Origin of the sequence: Achromobacter piechaudii NBRC 102461 (genome assembly GCF_001571245.1) — a bacterium.
Taxonomy (GTDB): Bacteria; Pseudomonadota; Gammaproteobacteria; order Burkholderiales; family Burkholderiaceae_B; genus Achromobacter; species Achromobacter piechaudii.
Genome location: NZ_BCTK01000012.1, coordinates 198,294 through 215,660, shown reverse-complemented (window position 1 = coordinate 215,660; position 17,367 = coordinate 198,294). Strand labels below are relative to the sequence as shown.

Annotated in this window: 15 protein-coding genes; 4 read left to right on the top strand and 11 right to left on the bottom strand. The window is 66.0% G+C overall.

Annotated elements, in window-relative coordinates; translation table 11 throughout:
* Positions 1 to 69: 69 nt before the first annotated feature.
* From API01S_RS22405 to API01S_RS22375, 7 genes are all read right to left on the bottom strand, one after another.
* Positions 70 to 444: a glutaredoxin family protein gene (locus API01S_RS22405; RefSeq protein WP_061306184.1), complete on the bottom strand. Its 375-nt coding sequence runs from the start codon at positions 442 to 444 to the stop codon at positions 70 to 72.
* A gap of 59 nt (positions 445 to 503) precedes the next feature.
* Positions 504 to 1,739: an MFS transporter gene (locus API01S_RS22400; protein WP_006216739.1), complete on the bottom strand. Its 1,236-nt coding sequence runs from the start codon at positions 1,737 to 1,739 to the stop codon at positions 504 to 506.
* A 270-nt stretch (positions 1,740 to 2,009) separates the two neighbouring features.
* A complete protein-coding gene (locus API01S_RS22395) occupies positions 2,010 to 4,037 on the bottom strand; it encodes an acetyl-CoA carboxylase biotin carboxylase subunit (RefSeq protein ID WP_061306183.1) in 2,028 nt (675 codons plus the stop codon).
* Between the two features lie 53 nt (positions 4,038 to 4,090).
* The gene (locus API01S_RS22390) at positions 4,091 to 5,698 is read right to left on the bottom strand and encodes a carboxyl transferase domain-containing protein (RefSeq protein ID WP_061306182.1); all 1,608 of its coding nucleotides are present in this window, start codon (positions 5,696 to 5,698) and stop codon (positions 4,091 to 4,093) included.
* A 215-nt stretch (positions 5,699 to 5,913) separates the two neighbouring features.
* Positions 5,914 to 7,095, bottom strand: coding sequence for an acetyl-CoA C-acetyltransferase (locus API01S_RS22385; RefSeq protein ID WP_061306181.1), 1,182 nt, complete (start codon positions 7,093 to 7,095; stop codon positions 5,914 to 5,916).
* Positions 7,096 to 7,097: 2 nt separating this feature from the next.
* A complete protein-coding gene (aceK, locus tag API01S_RS22380) occupies positions 7,098 to 9,002 on the bottom strand; it encodes a bifunctional isocitrate dehydrogenase kinase/phosphatase (RefSeq protein WP_061306180.1) in 1,905 nt (634 codons plus the stop codon).
* Positions 9,003 to 9,024: 22 nt separating this feature from the next.
* Positions 9,025 to 10,203, bottom strand: coding sequence for an isovaleryl-CoA dehydrogenase (locus tag API01S_RS22375; protein WP_006216745.1), 1,179 nt, complete (start codon positions 10,201 to 10,203; stop codon positions 9,025 to 9,027).
* Between the two features lie 247 nt (positions 10,204 to 10,450).
* On the opposite strand from API01S_RS22375, the gene API01S_RS22370 reads away from it, so the two are divergent.
* Together API01S_RS22370 and API01S_RS22365 are read left to right on the top strand one after the other, a co-directional pair.
* Entirely contained in the window at positions 10,451 to 11,629 is a 1,179-nt protein-coding gene (locus API01S_RS22370; RefSeq protein WP_050728294.1) for a M20 aminoacylase family protein, read from the top strand.
* 79 nt (positions 11,630 to 11,708) lie between these two features.
* Positions 11,709 to 12,680 (top strand): Bug family tripartite tricarboxylate transporter substrate binding protein, encoded by a 972-nt coding sequence (locus tag API01S_RS22365; RefSeq protein WP_061306179.1) that lies wholly within the window; start codon positions 11,709 to 11,711, stop codon positions 12,678 to 12,680.
* On the opposite strand, the gene API01S_RS22360 is transcribed toward API01S_RS22365, so the two are convergent.
* The 3 genes from API01S_RS22360 to API01S_RS22350 form a co-directional block, all read right to left on the bottom strand.
* The gene (locus API01S_RS22360) at positions 12,667 to 13,740 is read right to left on the bottom strand and encodes a hypothetical protein (RefSeq protein ID WP_061306178.1); all 1,074 of its coding nucleotides are present in this window, start codon (positions 13,738 to 13,740) and stop codon (positions 12,667 to 12,669) included. The two genes, API01S_RS22365 and API01S_RS22360, sit on opposite strands and share 14 nt — an antisense overlap.
* A gap of 226 nt (positions 13,741 to 13,966) precedes the next feature.
* Complete coding sequence (locus API01S_RS22355; protein ID WP_174544687.1) at positions 13,967 to 14,299, bottom strand: YnfA family protein; 333 nt, start codon at positions 14,297 to 14,299, stop codon at positions 13,967 to 13,969.
* A gap of 10 nt (positions 14,300 to 14,309) precedes the next feature.
* Positions 14,310 to 14,690: a MerR family transcriptional regulator gene (locus API01S_RS22350; protein ID WP_006216751.1), complete on the bottom strand. Its 381-nt coding sequence runs from the start codon at positions 14,688 to 14,690 to the stop codon at positions 14,310 to 14,312.
* Between the two features lie 73 nt (positions 14,691 to 14,763).
* Between API01S_RS22350 and API01S_RS22345 the strand changes: the two genes are divergently transcribed.
* On the top strand, positions 14,764 to 15,831 hold the full coding sequence (locus API01S_RS22345) for an MBL fold metallo-hydrolase (protein ID WP_050728291.1): 1,068 nt from the start codon (positions 14,764 to 14,766) through the stop codon (positions 15,829 to 15,831).
* A gap of 33 nt (positions 15,832 to 15,864) precedes the next feature.
* On the opposite strand, the gene API01S_RS22340 is transcribed toward API01S_RS22345, so the two are convergent.
* Complete coding sequence (locus tag API01S_RS22340; RefSeq protein ID WP_061306177.1) at positions 15,865 to 16,491, bottom strand: LysE family translocator; 627 nt, start codon at positions 16,489 to 16,491, stop codon at positions 15,865 to 15,867.
* A gap of 110 nt (positions 16,492 to 16,601) precedes the next feature.
* Here API01S_RS22340 and API01S_RS22335 point away from each other — a divergent pair, with 110 nt between their 5' ends.
* Entirely contained in the window at positions 16,602 to 17,333 is a 732-nt protein-coding gene (locus API01S_RS22335) for a nitroreductase (protein ID WP_061306176.1), read from the top strand.
* Positions 17,334 to 17,367: the final 34 nt, after the last annotated feature.

Genomic DNA, 17,367 nt, shown 5'->3' with positions numbered 1-17,367 from the left:
GTGCAAGACGCGCGCCGCCAGTCACGACTGTTCGTATCCGCCAGCCCATCGCGGCCAGCGACGGCCGACTCAGGCTACGCTGGCGAAGCGCTGGTCCAGGTACTTGATGATTTCGCTGGATTCATACATCCAGCGCGTGCCGTCCGCATCTTCGATACGCAGGCACGGCACCTTGATCTTGCCGCCGCCAGCCAGCAATTGTTCACGCGCCTCGGGGTCGTTCTTGGCGTCGTGCAGCGTTACGGGCACGTTCAGGCGATGCATCGCGCGACGCGTCTTCACGCAGAAGGGGCAGGCCTGGAATTGATAGAGGGACAGCGCGGCGGCTTGCGCGTTGACGGCAGCCTGGCCTTGGGCAGAACGCTGTTGCGGGCGCGGACGGGTCAACGCGTCGCCAATCACGATCAGTTGACCCAGGCCGACACGCAGGGCTTTGACAAGCATGGATGGACTCAAAACAAGGGAAAGAGGCGGTCAGTCTACCTTGTTGCCGCAGGCGGCCCTCAGGTCTGCGCCGATTCGTGGCCGTGCAGCGTCTTCAACCTTCTCAATTCCGGGAACCAGCGCATCCACAGACCGGCCACCGCGATGGTGCCCATGCCGCCCAGTACGACCGCGGGCACCGCGCCGAACAGTTCGGCGGTCAGGCCCGATTCAAACTCGCCCAGTTGGTTCGACGCCCCGACAAACAGCGTGTTCACGGCGCTGACGCGGCCCAGCATATGGTCGGGCGTGTTCAGCTGCACCAGCGAGGACCGCACCACGACACTGACCGCATCGGCCGCGCCCAGCACCACCAGCGCAGCCACCGACAGCGGAATCGACGTGGACAAGCCGAACACCGTGGTCGCCAGGCCGAATACGATCAGCGAGCCGAACAGCAACCGCCCCACGTTTTCGCCCAGGCTCAATCGCGCCAGTGTCAGCGACATCAAGGCCGCGCCGCAGGCAGGCGCGGCGCGCAACGCGCCCAGGGCCCAGGGGCCGGCGTTCAGGATGTCTTTTGCGAACAGCGGCAGCAAGGCCGTTGCGCCGCCCAGCAGCACCGCGAACAGATCCAGCGACAAGGTGCCCAGCAGCAGGCGACGCTGAAAGATGAAGGTGATGCCGGCAAACAGCGTGCGCCACGTCGTGGGTTCTTTGCGCGGCAAAGCGCGTTCGATGACCAGCGTGGCGATCGATGCAAAGGCCGTCAGGTACAAGGCGGCCGCCACGCAGTAGATCCATCCCGCGCCCAGGCTGTAGCCGATGCCGCCCAGCGCGGGGCCGGCGATCTGTGCGATCTGCCCGCCCGATGAGGCCAGCGCGGTGGCGCGCGGCAGCCATTCGCGCGGCACCACGGCGGGAATCAACGTGGACAAGGTGGGCGCTTCGAACGCGCGCGCCGAACTCATGATGATGATGGTGGCGTAGATCAGCGTCTTGCCGCCGACGCCATGCAGCGCGGCAATGGCCAGCACCAGCGTGGCCAGCGTTTCCAGCGCCATGCAGACGGCGACGATCTTGCGGCGGTCGTAGCGGTCGGCGACGTGGCCCACCACCAGTGTCAGCGCAGCCATGGGCAGGAACTGCGCCAGGCCGATCAGGCCCAGGTCCATGGCGCTGCCGGACAGCGCGTAGATCTGCCACCCCACCGCCACGGAGACGATCTGGAACGCCAACGACGCGCTGATGCGTGCGAACAGGAAGTGCAGGAAAGGTGGGCGGGTAAGCGGACTGGGGGAATCGGCGGCGGGCATGAGGGCGTGCGCGGCAGGCGCTCGGACGGCGCCGGAACGCACATTCTAGTGACAGCTGGCTGACGCGATACTAAAGCGCCGGCCGGTGGGGTGATGGGGCGGGGGCGATGCGCTGAAAACGTGGCGCGACGACCCTGGCGCGACGACAGCGATGCGACGGCTGTAGTGCAACGAGTGCGATGCAACGACCGTAGCGCAATTTTCGCGACGCCCTACGCTCCGCCATCAGCACGCGCCGCCGCGACTGCGACGGCGCGCAAAGGCCAGCGCCTACGCTGCGATCGACACAAGCTCCGCGCCTTCGGTGACCTGATCGCCCACGCCATAGAACACTTCTTCGACCTTGCCGTCGCCGGGGGCGGAAATCGTGTGCTCCATTTTCATGGCTTCCATCACCAGCAATGGCTGCCCCTTTTCGACGGTGTCGCCCGCCTTGACCGAGATCGAGATGATCTTGCCCGGCATCGGCGCGGTCAGGCCGCCGCCGTGCTCGCCCTGCGTGTCCTGGGCATGCGCGAGGGGGTCGTACAGCTCCAGCACGTGCACGCCGTCATCGCCGAAGACGTGGGCGCGGTCGGCGTGCAGCACGACGGTGCCGGCGCTCTCATGGCCAGCCAGCGTAATGCGCAGGCCGTAGGCCAGGTTCGGATTTGCGCTGGCGTGCGAGCGCCACAGAAACGGTTGCGGGCCCGCGCCCGTGTCCAGCGTCCACGCGCCACCTTGGCGCGACACGGTGACGCGCCGCGTTTCGCCGTTGTCCACCCATTGCAGATGGCGCTGGTACTGGTTGCCCAGACGCCAGCCGTCGCGCGCGTCCCAGGGATCGGCGGGGCCTTTGCCAGCGGACTGCGTGCCGGGCTGGGCCAGGCCCTGGCGCACCAGCACGGCGGCCGCTGCCAGTGCCAGCGTGGCGGGGTTGGCGGCCTGCGGCTCGGGCAGCAGCGTGGCGCGCTGGCGCTCGATGAGGCCGGTGTCCAGGTCGGCGGCGGCAAACGCGCTGTCTTTCATCAGGCGCGACAGGAAGGCCACGTTGGTCTGCACGCCGACGGCTTGGGTCTGCGCCAGCGCTTGCAGCATGCGCTGGCGGGCCTGATCGCGGTCGGCGCCATGCACGATCAGCTTGGCGATCATGGGGTCGTAGAACGGCGTGATCGTATCGCCCGTGCGCACGCCGCCATCGACGCGGATGTCGGCGTTGGCGAATGCCGTGTGCGGCGGCAGGCCTAGGTAGGCCAGCGTGCCGATGGAAGGCAGGAAGCCCTTTTCAGGGTTCTCGGCGTAGATGCGGGCCTCGATGGCGTGGCCGTTGATGCGCAGGTCTTCCTGACGCGCGGGCAGCGGCTGGCCGGCCGCCACGCGCAACTGCCATTCGACCAGATCGTGGCCCGTGATCATTTCCGTGACGGGGTGTTCCACTTGCAGGCGCGTGTTCATCTCCATGAAGTAGAAGCGTCCATCCGGCTCGGCGATGAATTCCACCGTGCCCGCGCCCACGTAGCCCACGGCGCGCGCGGCGGCCACGGCGGCCTCGCCCATGGCGCGGCGGCGCTCTTCGGTCATGCCGGGCGCCGGCGCTTCTTCGATGACTTTCTGATGGCGGCGTTGCACGGAGCAATCGCGTTCGAACAGATAGACGCAGTTGCCTTGCGTGTCCGCGAACACCTGGATTTCGATATGGCGCGGCTTTTGCAGGTAGCGCTCGATCAGCACCCGATCATCGCCAAAGCTGGATGCGGCTTCGCGCTGGCATGAGGCCAATGCATCCAGGAACGCACCCGACGATTCCACCACGCGCATGCCCTTGCCGCCGCCGCCCGCGCTGGCTTTGATGAGCACGGGATAGCCGATGCCGTCGGCCTGGGCCTTGAGGAACTGCGGGTCCTGGTTGTCGCCGTGATAGCCGGGCACCAGCGGCACGCCGGCCTTTTCCATCAGGGATTTGGCGGCGGACTTGCTGCCCATCGCGGCAATGGCGGAAGCGGGGGGGCCCACGAAGGCGATGCCGGCCTTTTCGGCGGCTTCGGCGAAGGCTTCGTTTTCCGACAGGAAGCCATATCCGGGGTGGATGGCGCCCGCGCCGGTGTCGCGCGCGGCTTGCAGGATGGCGTCGGCGCGCAGATAGCTGGCGCGCGGTTCCGATCCGCCGATGTACACGGCCTGATCGCAGGCGGCCACGTGGCGCGCGTTGGCGTCCGCGTCCGAATAGACGGCGACGGTGCGGATGCCCATGCGGCGGGCGGTGGCGGCGACGCGGCAGGCGATTTCGCCGCGATTGGCAATCAGCAAAGTGTCGAACATGTATGTCTTCCTGGCTGTAATTCTTCTGGACCTGCGTCGCTGCGGCGCGGGGCCTACATGCGGAACACGCCGAACCGGGTGTCTTCGATGGGCGCGTTCAGCGCCGCCGACAACGCCAGTCCCAGCACGCGGCGGGTGTCGGCGGGCGCGATGATGCCATCGTCCCAGAGCCGCGCGGTGGCGTAGTAAGGGTGGCCTTCGTGCTCGTACTGTTCACGGATCGGCGCCTTGAACGCCGCCTCTTCTTCCGGGCTCCACTTGCCGCCGCGCGCTTCGATGCCATCGCGCTTGACGGTGGCCAGCACGCTGGCGGCCTGCTCGCCACCCATCACCGAGATGCGGGCGTTGGGCCACATGAACAGCATGCGCGGCGAATAGGCGCGGCCGCACATGCCGTAGTTGCCCGCACCGAACGAGCCGCCAATCAGCACGGTGAACTTGGGCACGGCGGCGGTCGCCACCGCCGTCACCATCTTGGCGCCGTGGCGCGCGATGCCTTCGTTTTCGTATTTGCGGCCGACCATGAAGCCGGTGATGTTCTGCAGGAACACCAGCGGAATCTTGCGCTGCGCGCACAGTTCGATGAAGTGCGCGCCCTTTTGCGCCGACTCGGAAAACAGGATGCCGTTGTTGGCCACGATGCCTACCGGCATGCCCTGGATGTGCGCAAAGCCGGTGACCAGCGTGGGGCCGAAGCGCGCCTTGAATTCGTCAAATTCCGAGCCGTCCACGATGCGCGCGATGACTTCGCGCACGTCGTAGGGCTTGCGCGTGTCGGCGGGAATGATGCCGTTCAATTCACTGGGGTCGTAGCGCGGCTCGCGCGGCGCGATGGTGGCCAGTTGCTGCGGCTTCTTGCGGTTCAGGCGCGCGACGGCGTTGCGCGCCAGTTGCAGCGCGTGCATGTCGTTGGCGGCCAGGTGGTCCACCACGCCGGACAAGCGCGTGTGTACGTCGCCGCCGCCCAGGTCTTCGGCGCTGACTTCTTCGCCGGTGGCGGCCTTGACCAGCGGCGGGCCGCCCAGGAAGATCGTGCCCTGGTTCTTCACGATGATGGATTCATCGCTCATGGCGGGCACGTAGGCACCGCCTGCGGTGCACGAACCCATCACCACGGCGATCTGCGAAATGCCCTGCGCCGACATCTGCGCCTGGTTGTAGAAGATGCGGCCGAAGTGTTCGCGGTCGGGGAAGACTTCGTCTTGCTGCGGCAGGTTGGCGCCGCCCGAATCCACCAGGTACACGCAGGGCAGATGATTCTGCGCCGCGATCTCCTGCGCGCGCAGATGCTTCTTGACGGTCATCGGGTAGTACGTGCCGCCCTTGACGGTGGCGTCGTTGCAGACGATGACGCATTCGGTGCCCGACACGCGGCCGATGCCGGTGATGACGCCCGCGCCGGGCGCATCGCCGTCGTACATGCCATGCGCCGCCATGGGCGACAGTTCCAGGAACGGCGTGCCCGGATCGATCAGGTTTTCGACGCGGTCGCGCGGCAGCAGCTTGCCGCGCGCCACGTGCTTGGCGCGCGCGGCTTCGCTGCCGCCCAGCGCGGTTTGCGCCAGTTTCTGATTCAGATCATCCAGCTGCGCCTGCATGGCGCGAGCATTATCGGTGTAGTCCTGCGACCGCGGATTGATGCGGGATTCGATGATGGGCATGGGGTTCCACCCGTCCTGCGTGATTGGAATTTGAAGGCGCTCGTCGAGCGGTTTGTCTCGCTGCCCGGTGGGCCGGGCATTCTTGTCGATATGGGTTTTCGTTGCGCCTTTCGTGGCAGGGGCGCGACCGCGTCGCCCGCGCCAGCCCGGTTCGACAGGCGCAGCGAAAAACCATGCTGGAAGACGGACGGGGAATCCGTCTTCCAGGCACTTGCTTAGACCATTTCGATCGCCATCGCCACGGCTTCGCCGCCGCCGATGCAAAGCGTGGCGACGCCGCGCTTGCCGCCGGTCTTGCGCAGCGCGCCGACCAGCGTGGCCATCAGGCGCGCGCCCGATGCGCCGATCGGGTGGCCCAGCGCGGTGGCGCCGCCGTGGACGTTGACCTTGTCGTGCGGCAGCTTGAAGTCATTCATGGCGGCCATGGTGACCACCGCGAAGGCTTCGTTGATTTCGTACAGGTCCACGTCTTCGGCCTTCCAGCCGGTCTTGGCGAACAGGTTCTTCAGCGCGCCGACCGGGGCGGTGGTGAACCAGCCCGGCTCTTGCGAGTGCTGGCTGTGAGCCACGATGCGGGCCAAGGGCTTCACGCCGAGCTTCTCGGCGGTGGAGGCGCGCATCAGCACCATCGCGGCGGCGCCGTCGGAGATCGACGACGAGTTGGCGGCGGTGATGGTGCCGTCCTTCTTGAAGGCGGGCTTGAGCGTCGGGATCTTTTCCGGCATGGCCTTGGTGGGCGCTTCGTCGGTGTCGATCACGGTGTCGCCCTTGCGGCCGGCGACCGTGACGGGCGCGATTTCCCACTTGAAGCTGCCGTCTTCGGTGGCGGCGCGGGCGCGGCGCAGCGATTCCAGCGAGAACTCGTCCTGCTGTTCGCGCGTGAATTCATATTTGGCGGCGCAGTCCTCGGCGAACACGCCCATGGCTTTGCCCTTGTCGTAGGCGTCTTCCAGGCCGTCCAGCGCCATGTGGTCATACACGGTGTTGTGGCCGAAGCGATAGCCCTGGCGCGCCTTGAGCAGCAGGTACGGCGCGTTGCTCATGCTTTCCTGGCCGCCCGCGACAACGACGTTCGCGCTGCCGGCAGCCAAGAGGTCGTGGCCGAACATGGCGGCTTTCAGGCCCGAACCGCACACCTTGTGAACGGTGGTGCATGCCACGCCCAGCGGCAGGCCTGCGCCCAGCGCGGCCTGGCGCGCGGGGGCCTGGCCCTGGCCGGCTTGCAGCACGTTGCCCATGATGACTTCATCGACCTGGTCCGGCTTGATGCCGGCGCGTTCGATGGCCGCCTTGATGGCGACCGAGCCCAGCTCGTGCGCGGCCAGGCCGGACAGGCTGCCCAGCATGCCGCCCATGGGCGTGCGGGCGATGGAAACGATAACGATGGGATCTGACATGACTAACTCCTGTGAGGGTCGGGACAGCGTCTGGGTGTCGGCACTGCGCGGTCGCCAGAAAGGCGTGCCGGACGCAGGCGTCTGTCCGTATCGTAAGGGAAAAATTCTTCAATACGGCCTTGCGCCACCTGCGCGCGACAGGCCTGCCACCAGTCCGGCTCAAGCAAGTCGGCATGGTGACGCATGAAGGCGCCGCGCACGCGCGCGTCGCCCAGCAGGAAGCGGCCGAATTCTTCGGGGAATACGTCGTTCGGTCCGATGGCGTACCAGGGTTCCGACGCCATTTCCGCTTCTTCGTTGGGGGCCGGCGGGATGCGCCGGAAATTCATCTCGGTCATGCGCTGGATTTCGTCGTAGTCATAAAAGACGACGCGGCCCAGGCGCGTGACGCCGAAGTTCTTGTAGAGCATGTCGCCAGGGAAGATATTGGCGGCGGCAAGCTGGCGGATGGCGTCGCCGTATTCACGCACGGCGGGCTCCAGCAGTGCGTCGGACGCCTGGCGCAGGTAGATGTTCAGCGGCGTCATCCGCCGTTCGATGTAGACGTGGCGGATGACGACCGTGTCGCTGGTCTCTTCGATCAGGCTGGGCACCAGGCGGCGCAGTTCGTCCAGCAGCGCGGGCGCGAAACGGCTGCGCGGCAAGGCGACCTGCGAATACTCCCAGGTATCGGCCATGCGGCCCACGCGGTCATGCAGCTTGACCATCTGGTACTTGCGTCGCACGGTGGCGTGGTCCATGCCGTCTTTGTCGATGCGGTCCTTGATGAGCTTGAACACATAGGGGTAGGACGGCAGCGTGAACACGCACATCACCATGCCCTTGATGCCGGGCGCGATGTCGAAGGCGTCGCGCGAATGGGCCAGGTGGTGCAGGAAGTCGCGGTAGAACAGCGTCTTGCCCTGCTTTTGCAGGCCGATCATGGTGTAAAGCTCGGCCTTGGGCTTGCGCGGCAACAGGCTGGCCAGGAAGTTCACGACGGCGGCGGGCGTTTCCATGTCCACCAGGAAGTACGCGCGCGTGAAGCTGAACAAGGTGCTCAGGTCGTCTGCGCCCAGCAGCAGCGCGTCCAGCGTGACCTGCCCGGCCGGGTTGCGCGTCAGCGCTACGGCAAAGGGATAGACCGTCGTCTGGTTGATGAGACGGCCAACGATGTAGGCGCCTTTGTTGCGAAAGAACAGCGAGCCCAGCGCGTGGATCTGGCAGTCGCTGGCGATGCGACGGCCGACGTGGCGCGGCAGCAGCGTGCGTAATTGCGAGACGGCGGCGCGCGCCAGCATGCGCGTTTCGCGTGGCAGGTCTTCGAAGGGCAGCGCCAGGCCGAAGTCGGCCACCATGCGGATCAGGCTTTTTTCCAGACCGTCGGTGGCCGGGTAGTAGACCCGATACGACGGCATGCTGCTGTCCAGGTATTCGGTGGCAACCGCCGGCCGGACGAAGAGGAAGTCGTTGTGGAAGTAATCCCGGTGCAGCAGCCGGCACGTCACGGAATTGAAGAAGGTCTCGGCGCATTCGGGTTGGCGGTGCGCGCCCAGCAGGCCCACGAACTCTTGCTTGATCTGTTGCCAGTAGGCCGTTTGCGCGTCGGTCAGCGCGGGCGCCGCCGCGCCGTTGCCATTGGCGTGGGCTTCGCCCAGCGCGCCTTCGGGCCGACCGCGCAGCACGCTTTCCAGCTGCGTTGCGCATTCGCGCACGCGCATGTCGTAGTACTCGATGCGTTCGCGCGACAGGTGCTGGATACCGTGCCAGTCGCCCGATTCGAACAGCGCCTTGGCCCGCTGCGCGCTGTAGCGAAACAGCGCGTAGTGGCGGTCGAAGCCGGCCAGGATCAGCCGCGCCACGTCCAGCGCGGAAGGCCCCGGGGCGGGGGCCTGCTCGATGTGCTGGACGTCGGACATGCGGATCATGGCGGGGCGCTCGGCCGGCAGATCAGGCGGTTTCGTTGAACAGTTCGCGGCCGATCAGCATGCGGCGGATTTCGCTGGTGCCCGCGCCGATCTCATACAGCTTGGCGTCGCGCCACAGGCGTCCCACCGGGTATTCATTGATGTAGCCGTTGCCGCCCAGGATCTGCACGCCCTCGCCCGCCATCCACGTGGCTTTCTCGGCCGTGTACAGGATCAGTGCGGCGCAGTCCTTGCGCACCTGGCGCACGTGTTCGGCGCCCAGCTTGTCCAGGTTCTTGCCGACCTGATAGCAGAAGGCGCGGCTGGCTTGCAGCGTGGTGTACAGATCGGCGACCTTGCCCTGGATCAGCTGGAATTCGCCGATGGCCTGGCCGAATTGCTTGCGGTCGTGGATGTACGGCACCACCACGTCCATCACGGCCTGCATGATGCCCAGCGGCCCGCCAGACAGCACGGCGCGTTCGTAATCCAGCCCGCTCATCAGCACCTTCACGCCGCCGTTGACCTGGCCCAGCACGTTCTCTTCGGGGATCTCGCAATCCTGGAACACGAGTTCGCCCGTGTGGCTGCCGCGCATGCCCAGCTTGTCGAGCTTTTGCGCCACCGAAAAACCCTTGAAGCCCTTTTCGACCAGGAAGGCGGTGATGCCGCGCTGGTGCGCCTCGGGATCGGTCTTGGCGTAGACGACCAGCGTGTCGGCGTCGGGGCCGTTGGTGATCCACATCTTGGTGCCGTTCAGCACGTAGCGGTCGCCCTTCTTGTCGGCGCGCAGCTTCATGCTGACCACGTCCGAGCCGGCGCCGGGTTCGCTCATGGCCAGCGCGCCCACATGTTCGCCGGAGATGAGCTTGGGCAGGTACTTGGCTTTTTGCGCCGTGGTGCCGTTGCGGTTGATCTGGTTGACGCACAGGTTGGAGTGCGCGCCGTAGGACAGGCCGACCGAGGCGCTGGCGCGCGAGATTTCTTCCATCGCCACCATGTGGGCCAGATAGCCCATGTTGGCGCCGCCATATTCTTCGTCGGCCGTCATGCCGAGCACGCCGAGTTCGCCAAATTTGCGCCAGAGATCCATCGGAAACTGGTCGCTGCGGTCCACCTCGGCGGCGCGCGGTGCGATCTCGGCCTGCGCGAAATTGCGCACGGCGTCGCGCAGCATGTCCAGGTCTTCGCCCAGGTCGAAGTTCAGGCCGGGAAGATTCATCGATGTCTCCGTGATAGTGGGTACTTACATTCTTATCGGTGCCCGGGGCTGGCATCGGGCCGCCATCGTGTGGCTCATCATGCGCCGATCGGGCATCGCGACGCAATGATGCACCGCAAATATTACGTTTACGTAAACGTAAATTGGAGTCGGGTTATCCCTAGGAAATTGTCCATTTCCCCGAGGAGAACGCTGTTTACTATTCGTCCCTGTCCCTGAAATCTGCCTGACCGATACGGAGTGTGCCGTGCTCGAACTATCCAATCTGGACGAAATTGTGGCGCTGCGGCGCGATATCCACATGCACCCGGAGCTTTGCTACGAAGAGCACCGCACGGCGAAAGTCGTGGCGGACACGCTGCGCGGATGGGGCATCGAGACGCACACGGGCATTGCCAAGACCGGGGTGGTCGGGGTCATCAAGCGCGGGACGTCGGACCGCGCCATCATGCTGCGCGCCGACATGGACGCGTTGCCGATGCAGGAAGAGAACCAGTTCGAGCACCGCTCGCGCCACGACGGCAAGATGCACGGCTGCGGCCACGACGGCCATACCGCCATGCTGCTGGCGGCGGCCCGGCATCTGCAAACGGCGGGCGGCTTCGACGGCACGGTCTACCTGTGTTTCCAGCCGGCCGAGGAAGGCGGCGCGGGTGGCCGCGCCATGATCCAGGATGGCCTGTTCACCCGCTTCCCCTGTGAAGCCGTGTTCGGCATGCACAACTGGCCGGGCCTGCCGGCAGGTGCATTTGGCGTATGCGCGGGCCCGATGATGGCCGCGGCCAACGGCTTCAAGATCACGGTCAAAGGCAAGGGCGGCCACGCCGCCGCGCCGCAGGACTGCAACGACCCCGTGCCCGCGCTGTTCGCCATCGGCCAGGCGCTGCAAACCATCCTGACGCGCAGCAAGCGCCCGCTGGACGCGGCCGTGCTGTCGATCACGCAGGTGCAGGCGGGCGGCAGCGTCATCAACGTGATTCCCAACAGCGCGTGGCTGGGCGGATCGGTGCGTGCGTATCGCACCGAGGTCGTCGACCTGATCGAACGCCGCATGAATGAAATCGCCGGCAACATCGCCGCCGCACATGGCTGCGAAGCCGACGTGTTCTTCGAACGCCGCTACCCCGCGCTCGTCAACACCGTGGCCGAAACCGAGTTCTGCATGGAGGTCATGCGCGACGTGGTGGGCGACGAACGGGCGTTGACGATCGAACCGGCCATGGCATCGGAGGACTTCGCCTTCCTGTTGCAGGAAAAGCCGGGCTGCTACGTGTTCCTGGGCAATGGCGATGGCGAACACCGCATGGCCGGCCACGGCCTGGGCCCGTGCATGCTGCACAACGCCAGCTATGACTTCAACGATTCCTTGATTCCGGCGGGCGCGTCGTACTGGGTCCGCCTGGCGCAACGCTATCTGGCGGCGTAAACCAGCGCCGCAACCGCCTGATGTGCTTCACGTTTTCCGCTTTACCCAACGCAGCGCTACGCAACATCACTAGGACGATATGAAAAAGAAGACTTTGCTGATCCAGGCCGCGGGGGCGGCTCTGGCAATCATGGCAGGCGGCGCAATGGCCGAAGGCTGGCCCGCCAAACCCGTCACGCTGGTTGTGCCCTATACGGCAGGCGGCAGCGCCGACGCCATCGGACGCCGACTGGGCGACGTGTTGCGCAAAGAAACCAACGTGACCGTCATCGTTGAAAACAAGCCGGGCGCTGGCGCCTCGGTGGGCACGGACTTCGTCGCGCGCGCCCAGCCCGACGGCACGACGTTGCTGCTGGCCTCGACCAGCCCGCTGACGATCTTCCCGCATCTGGCCAAGACCAACTACGACCCGATGAAAGACCTGACGCCGGTGGCCAGCGTGGCGGTCGCGCCCGTGGCCATCGTTGCCACCAAGGCGCTGCCGGTCAAGGACTTCGCGGGTTTGATCGACTACGCCAAGTCGCATCCGGAAGGCGTGCGCTACGGTACGCCGGGCCAGGGCACCGTCGCCCACATCGGCATGGCTGCTGTCACCAAGCAGACCGGCACGCAGATGCTGCACGTGCCCTATCGGGGCAACAGCCAGGCGCTGACCGACGGCCTGGGCGGCGTGGTCGAGCTGCTGGTGGTTAACAGCGACGTGGTGTTGCCGCACGTGGCCAATGGCGCGCTCAAACCGCTGGCCGTGATGGCGCCGCAACGCCTGGCTGCGTGGCCTGACGTGCCGACGATGGCCGAGCTGAAGCTGCCCGAGGCGCAGTACTACTCGAACTTCGGTGTGTTCGCGCCCGCCAACCTGCCGGCCACCGTGTCCCAACCCTTGTTGGCCGCGCTGACCCGCGCGGTGGCCAGCGCCGACTTCCAGGACCTCTTGGCCAAGTCGTACCTGCAACCGGGCACCGCGTCTGGCGACGCGTTCGCCAAGCAGGTGCAGGCCGAATTCGCCAACAACGCGCGCGTCATCAAGGAAGGCAATATCAAGGCCGACTAAGACGCGGCTTGTGGGGCAGCCCGCGGTCATCGACGGGCAGCCCCTTGACCCGATAGCGCATTGCGGCCAGCGATTTTGCGTTGGTGATGCGCTCGATGTGCGCGCATTGCGCGCACCAATGGCCGGCGCGGATCGATGCAAACGGCGCATGCCAGTCATGGCCACGATGGCATAGCCAGTGCATTTTCTTGGTGGTGTTGAGGTAGACGGACGTCAGGCATTCGCCGCCGCGTTCACGCGCCGCCTGATGCGCCGCCTCGATGCCCAGACGCTTGTTCAGGTTGGCGCAGACGCCGCACCAACTGCCCAGCAGGATCTTGCCCCCGGTGGTTTGCCATTCATGGCCATCGGCGCAGCGGAACCCATAGCGCACGCCCAGCCCGTGATAGGTATCCGACAAACATGCGCCACCGCGTTCCTTGGCCTTGCGTTGCAGGCGCGCCAGGCCGTCCGGATGCCGGTAGCCTTCAACTTTACGCAAGCGTGCGCACTCGGGACACCAGGTGCGCCGCAGCACGTCGGCGCCGGCCGCTTCCCATTCGTGACCCGCTCCGCAGCGGAACTGGAAGGTTTTTTGCCCGCGCGGACTGACGGTGTCCAGGCACTGCCCGCCGCGTGCTGTCGCTGTTTGCTGGATGCGCAACAGCAGGTCGTCGCGCCTGCGCCGGTAACCTGCATCACGGCCACAGACCGCGCAACCAATGCGCTGCAAAGCCTTGTTGCCCTTGCGGTTCCATTCATGGCCGGCTTCGCACTGGAAGCGGTGCGGCACGTCCCAGCCCAGCCACTCGGGCTCAAGGCAGGTCACGCCGTTCTTCGTCGCCAATTCGCCCAGGCGCGTGAAGTTGATCTGAGCCACGCATAGCGGGCATTTGGCCTGGCTGGCGCGGCCGAAGGTTTGCAGCGTGCGCTCGAATTGATGGCCCACGCTGCACTGAAAACGGTACATCGCCGACAAGCCGCGCCAACGCGTGTCCAGGCATTCAAAGCCGGCGGCGTCCGCGGCGGCGCGCAGCTGCGGTTGGCGATCAAGAATGGGGTGCTGACGTATCGTGTGCATGAGGAATCCTGTTGCCAGAGACATCGCCATTCACTGTCGTGCGCACCGCCGCAGGAACCCGTGCAAGACACGGAACCAAGTCGAAGGAAGACGCACGAGCGCTTCGGGCAATCGCGACTGCGATGCGCCGATGATGGCGATCGCCGATCTTGCCTTCCTGTCGGGAGCAAAGATATTGGATAAATCTTATTTTTGGGCGGAACCTTGCAAACCGCCGCACATCGGACTAGCTGGAGCGAGGTCCGAACATGATCACCAGCATGCCGGCCAGGCACAGGCCCACGCCGATCCAGTCGCTCAGGGCGGGCCGCACGCCATCGACCGCCCATAACCACAGCAGCGCCATGCCGATATACACGCCGCCGTAGGCCGCGTAGACGCGTCCGGACGCCGTGGGGTGCAGGGTGAGCAACCAGGCGAACAGCGCCAGGCTGGCCGCGGCCGGCAACAGCAGCCAGACGGAATGGCCCTTGCGCAACCACAGGTACGGAAGGTAGCAGCCGATGATTTCGGCCAGCGCCGTCAGGACGAACAGCGCAAGGGTTTGCAGGGCGGCCACGATGGCGGCCTTAAGGCTTTTGCGCCAGCAACACGCGGCATTCGCGTTCCTGCTGGGCAATTTCCTGCAAGGTGTCTTCGATATCGCGGCGCTGCTGCTCAAGCGTCGCGCGGTGCTGTTCCAGCACGCTCAGGTACTGTCGCAACTGCACTTCGGTATCGCCCGGGCCGTCGTACATATCGATCAGCGTCAGGATTTCCGACAGCTGCAAGCCCAGCCGCTTGCCGCGCAACGCCAGCTTCAAACGTGTGCGGTCGCGAGGGCCGAAGATGCGGTTGCGCCCCTCGCGCGCCGGGCTGACGATACCCTGGTCTTCGTAGAAGCGGATCGTGCGGGGCGTGACGTCGAACTCGCGGGCGAGCTCGGAGATGGTCCAGGTTGACGAGGGCATGCGACGTGTGGCAGTTTACGTAAACGTAAATTATGATGACTTGACGTGAACGTCAAGCGTGGAGCAAGAGGCAATGAACCCCAACGAACAGAAATTGCAGTACCCCTGGGCGGACTTCCAGCCCGAAGCCGGCCGTGCCCATGTGGTGGCGGAAGGCGTCAAGTGGATCCGGATGCCGCTGCCGTTCGCGCTGGATCATATCAACCTCTGGCTGCTGCGCGACCGCATCGACGGCCAGGACGGCTGGACCATCGTCGACTGCGGGATCTCGCGCGACGAGGTCAAGAATCTGTGGGAATCCGTTTTCAACAACGAACTCGAAGGTCTGCCCGTGCTGCGCGTGCTGGTCACGCACATGCATCCAGACCACATCGGCCTAGCCCATTGGTTGTGCGAACGCTGGAACGCGCGCCTGTGGATGACGATGACGGACTTCATGGTGGCTTCGCTGTGGTCGTCGCGCCGCAATGACGCCGGCGCCGGCCCCGGTGGCCAATCCGCGGTCGACCACTTCGCCCGCCACGGCCTGACCGACCCGGACGCGCAAGAGCAGATCCGCCAGCGCGCCAACTACTTCCCCAACCTGGTGCCGGCCGTGCCCGCGCGCTACACGCGCATCATGCACGGCGACAAGATCCGCATCGGCGCGCACGACTGGCGCGTGATCGTCGGTTACGGCCACGCGCCAGAACATGCCTCGCTGTTCTGTGCCGACCTGAACGTGCTGATCTCGGGCGACATGGTCTTGCCGCGCATTTCCACCAACGTTAGCGTGTTCGATTACGAGCCCGATGCGAATCCGTTGCCGCTGTACCTGCGGTCGCTGGATGGTTATGACGGCTTGCCCCGCGACACGCTGGTGCTGCCCTCGCATGGCCGGCCGTTCAAGGGCCTGCATGAGCGCATCGCCCAGCAGCACGAGCACCATCGCGATCGTCTGGCCGAAGTGCTCCAGGCCTGCGCGACGCAGCCGCAATCCACTTCCGACATCGTGCCCGTGCTGTTCAAACGCAAGCTGGACCTGCATCAGCTGACCTTCGCCATGGGCGAGGCGCTGGCGCATCTGCACGCGCTTTATTTCGAAGGCAAGCTCAAGCGCGCGACGGGCGCGGACGGCATCGTGCGGTTCACGGCCGCGTGATCGGTCAGCGCGGCGGGTTCCGGGCGGAACCCGTCAGCGCGAGGCGGTGGCCAACCTGACGGCCAGGCCCACGAACACCAGCGCGGCGATGCGGTTGAGCCAACGCTTGGCCGTCACCGAGCGTTGCAGCAGTTCGCCGAACGCGCCGGAGAAAAACGCGATGGCGCCAAACACCAGCAGCGTCGACACCATGAACACGGCTCCCAGCTGCATGACCTGCAAGCCGACGGGGCCCAACGCGGGCGTGGTGAATTGCGGCAGGAAGGCAAAGAAGAACAGCAGCACCTTGGGATTGGTCAGGTTCATGACGATGCCGCGCCGATACAGCGCGCTGGGCTTGAGCGGCTCCGGCCGCTTGCCGGGGTCCGACTCTACGGGCGCGCGCAGGATCTGCCACGCCAGGTAGGCCAGGTACGCCGCGCCCGCCAGCTTGAGCGCGGTGAAGGCCAGCGGCGAAGCGGCGAACACGGCGGCCAGGCCCAACGCGACGGCGGCGGTATGGCCCAGCAGCCCGGTGCACAACCCCAGCACCACCAGCATCCCGGCCTTGCGTCCCCAGATGGCCGACTGCATCAGCACGAACAGATTGTCCGGCCCGGGCGTGAGCGCCAGCAGCACGGCGATGCCGAAAAAAGCGATGAGGGTGTCTAAGGGCAGCATACGATGTGGCCTGTCGAGTAGCGGCGCGGGTAAGCGGGGAAATGGCATCATAAGGGTAAATACGCCGTTGTTCGGCCCTGCCCAACCATCCAGGACAAACGAGACACGCCATGACGACAAACGCCGCGCACGCCCCGCAAGCGCAAGACGACGCAACGCAACCCGACGCCGCGCTGCACGCGTTGCTGCTGGCTCGCCACAGCTGCCGCGCCTTCCTGCCCAAGCCCGTTCCGCGCGCCGTCATCGAGCGCATCCTGACGCTGGCCCAGCGCACGGCGTCCTGGTGCAACTGCCAACCCTGGCGCGTGTCCATCACCGAAGGCGTGGGCACCGATCGCTTGCGCGACGCGCTGCGGGCGCGCGCCGAGCAGGCAGGCGAGGCGCCGGGCTTTGCCCCCGATTTCCCCTTCCCCCGCGAATATCGCAACGAATACCTGGCGCGCCGCCGCGAATCGGGCTTTCAGCTGTACGGCGCGGTGGGCGTTGCGCGCGGCGACCGCGACGCCTACCGCCGCCAGGAAATGCGCAACTTCCAGCTGTTCGACGCGCCGCACGTCGCCGTCATCACAACCGACGAAGCGCTGGGCGAATACGGCGCAATGGACTGCGGCGGCTATGTCGCCAACTTCCTGCTGGCCGCGCAGGCCAATGGTGTGGCCACGGTGGCGCAGGCGTCGCTGGCGATGTATCCCGAGGTGCTGCGCGACGTTCTGGGCATCGGCCCCGACCGGCGCGTGGTCTGCGGCATTTCATTCGGCTATGCCGATACCTCCCATCCGGCCAACAGCTACCGCACGCGTCGCGCCGACCTGTCGGAAACCGTCAACTGGGTCACGGGCTAAGGACAGGCGCGCCCGCGCCTGATATGGTTCACCC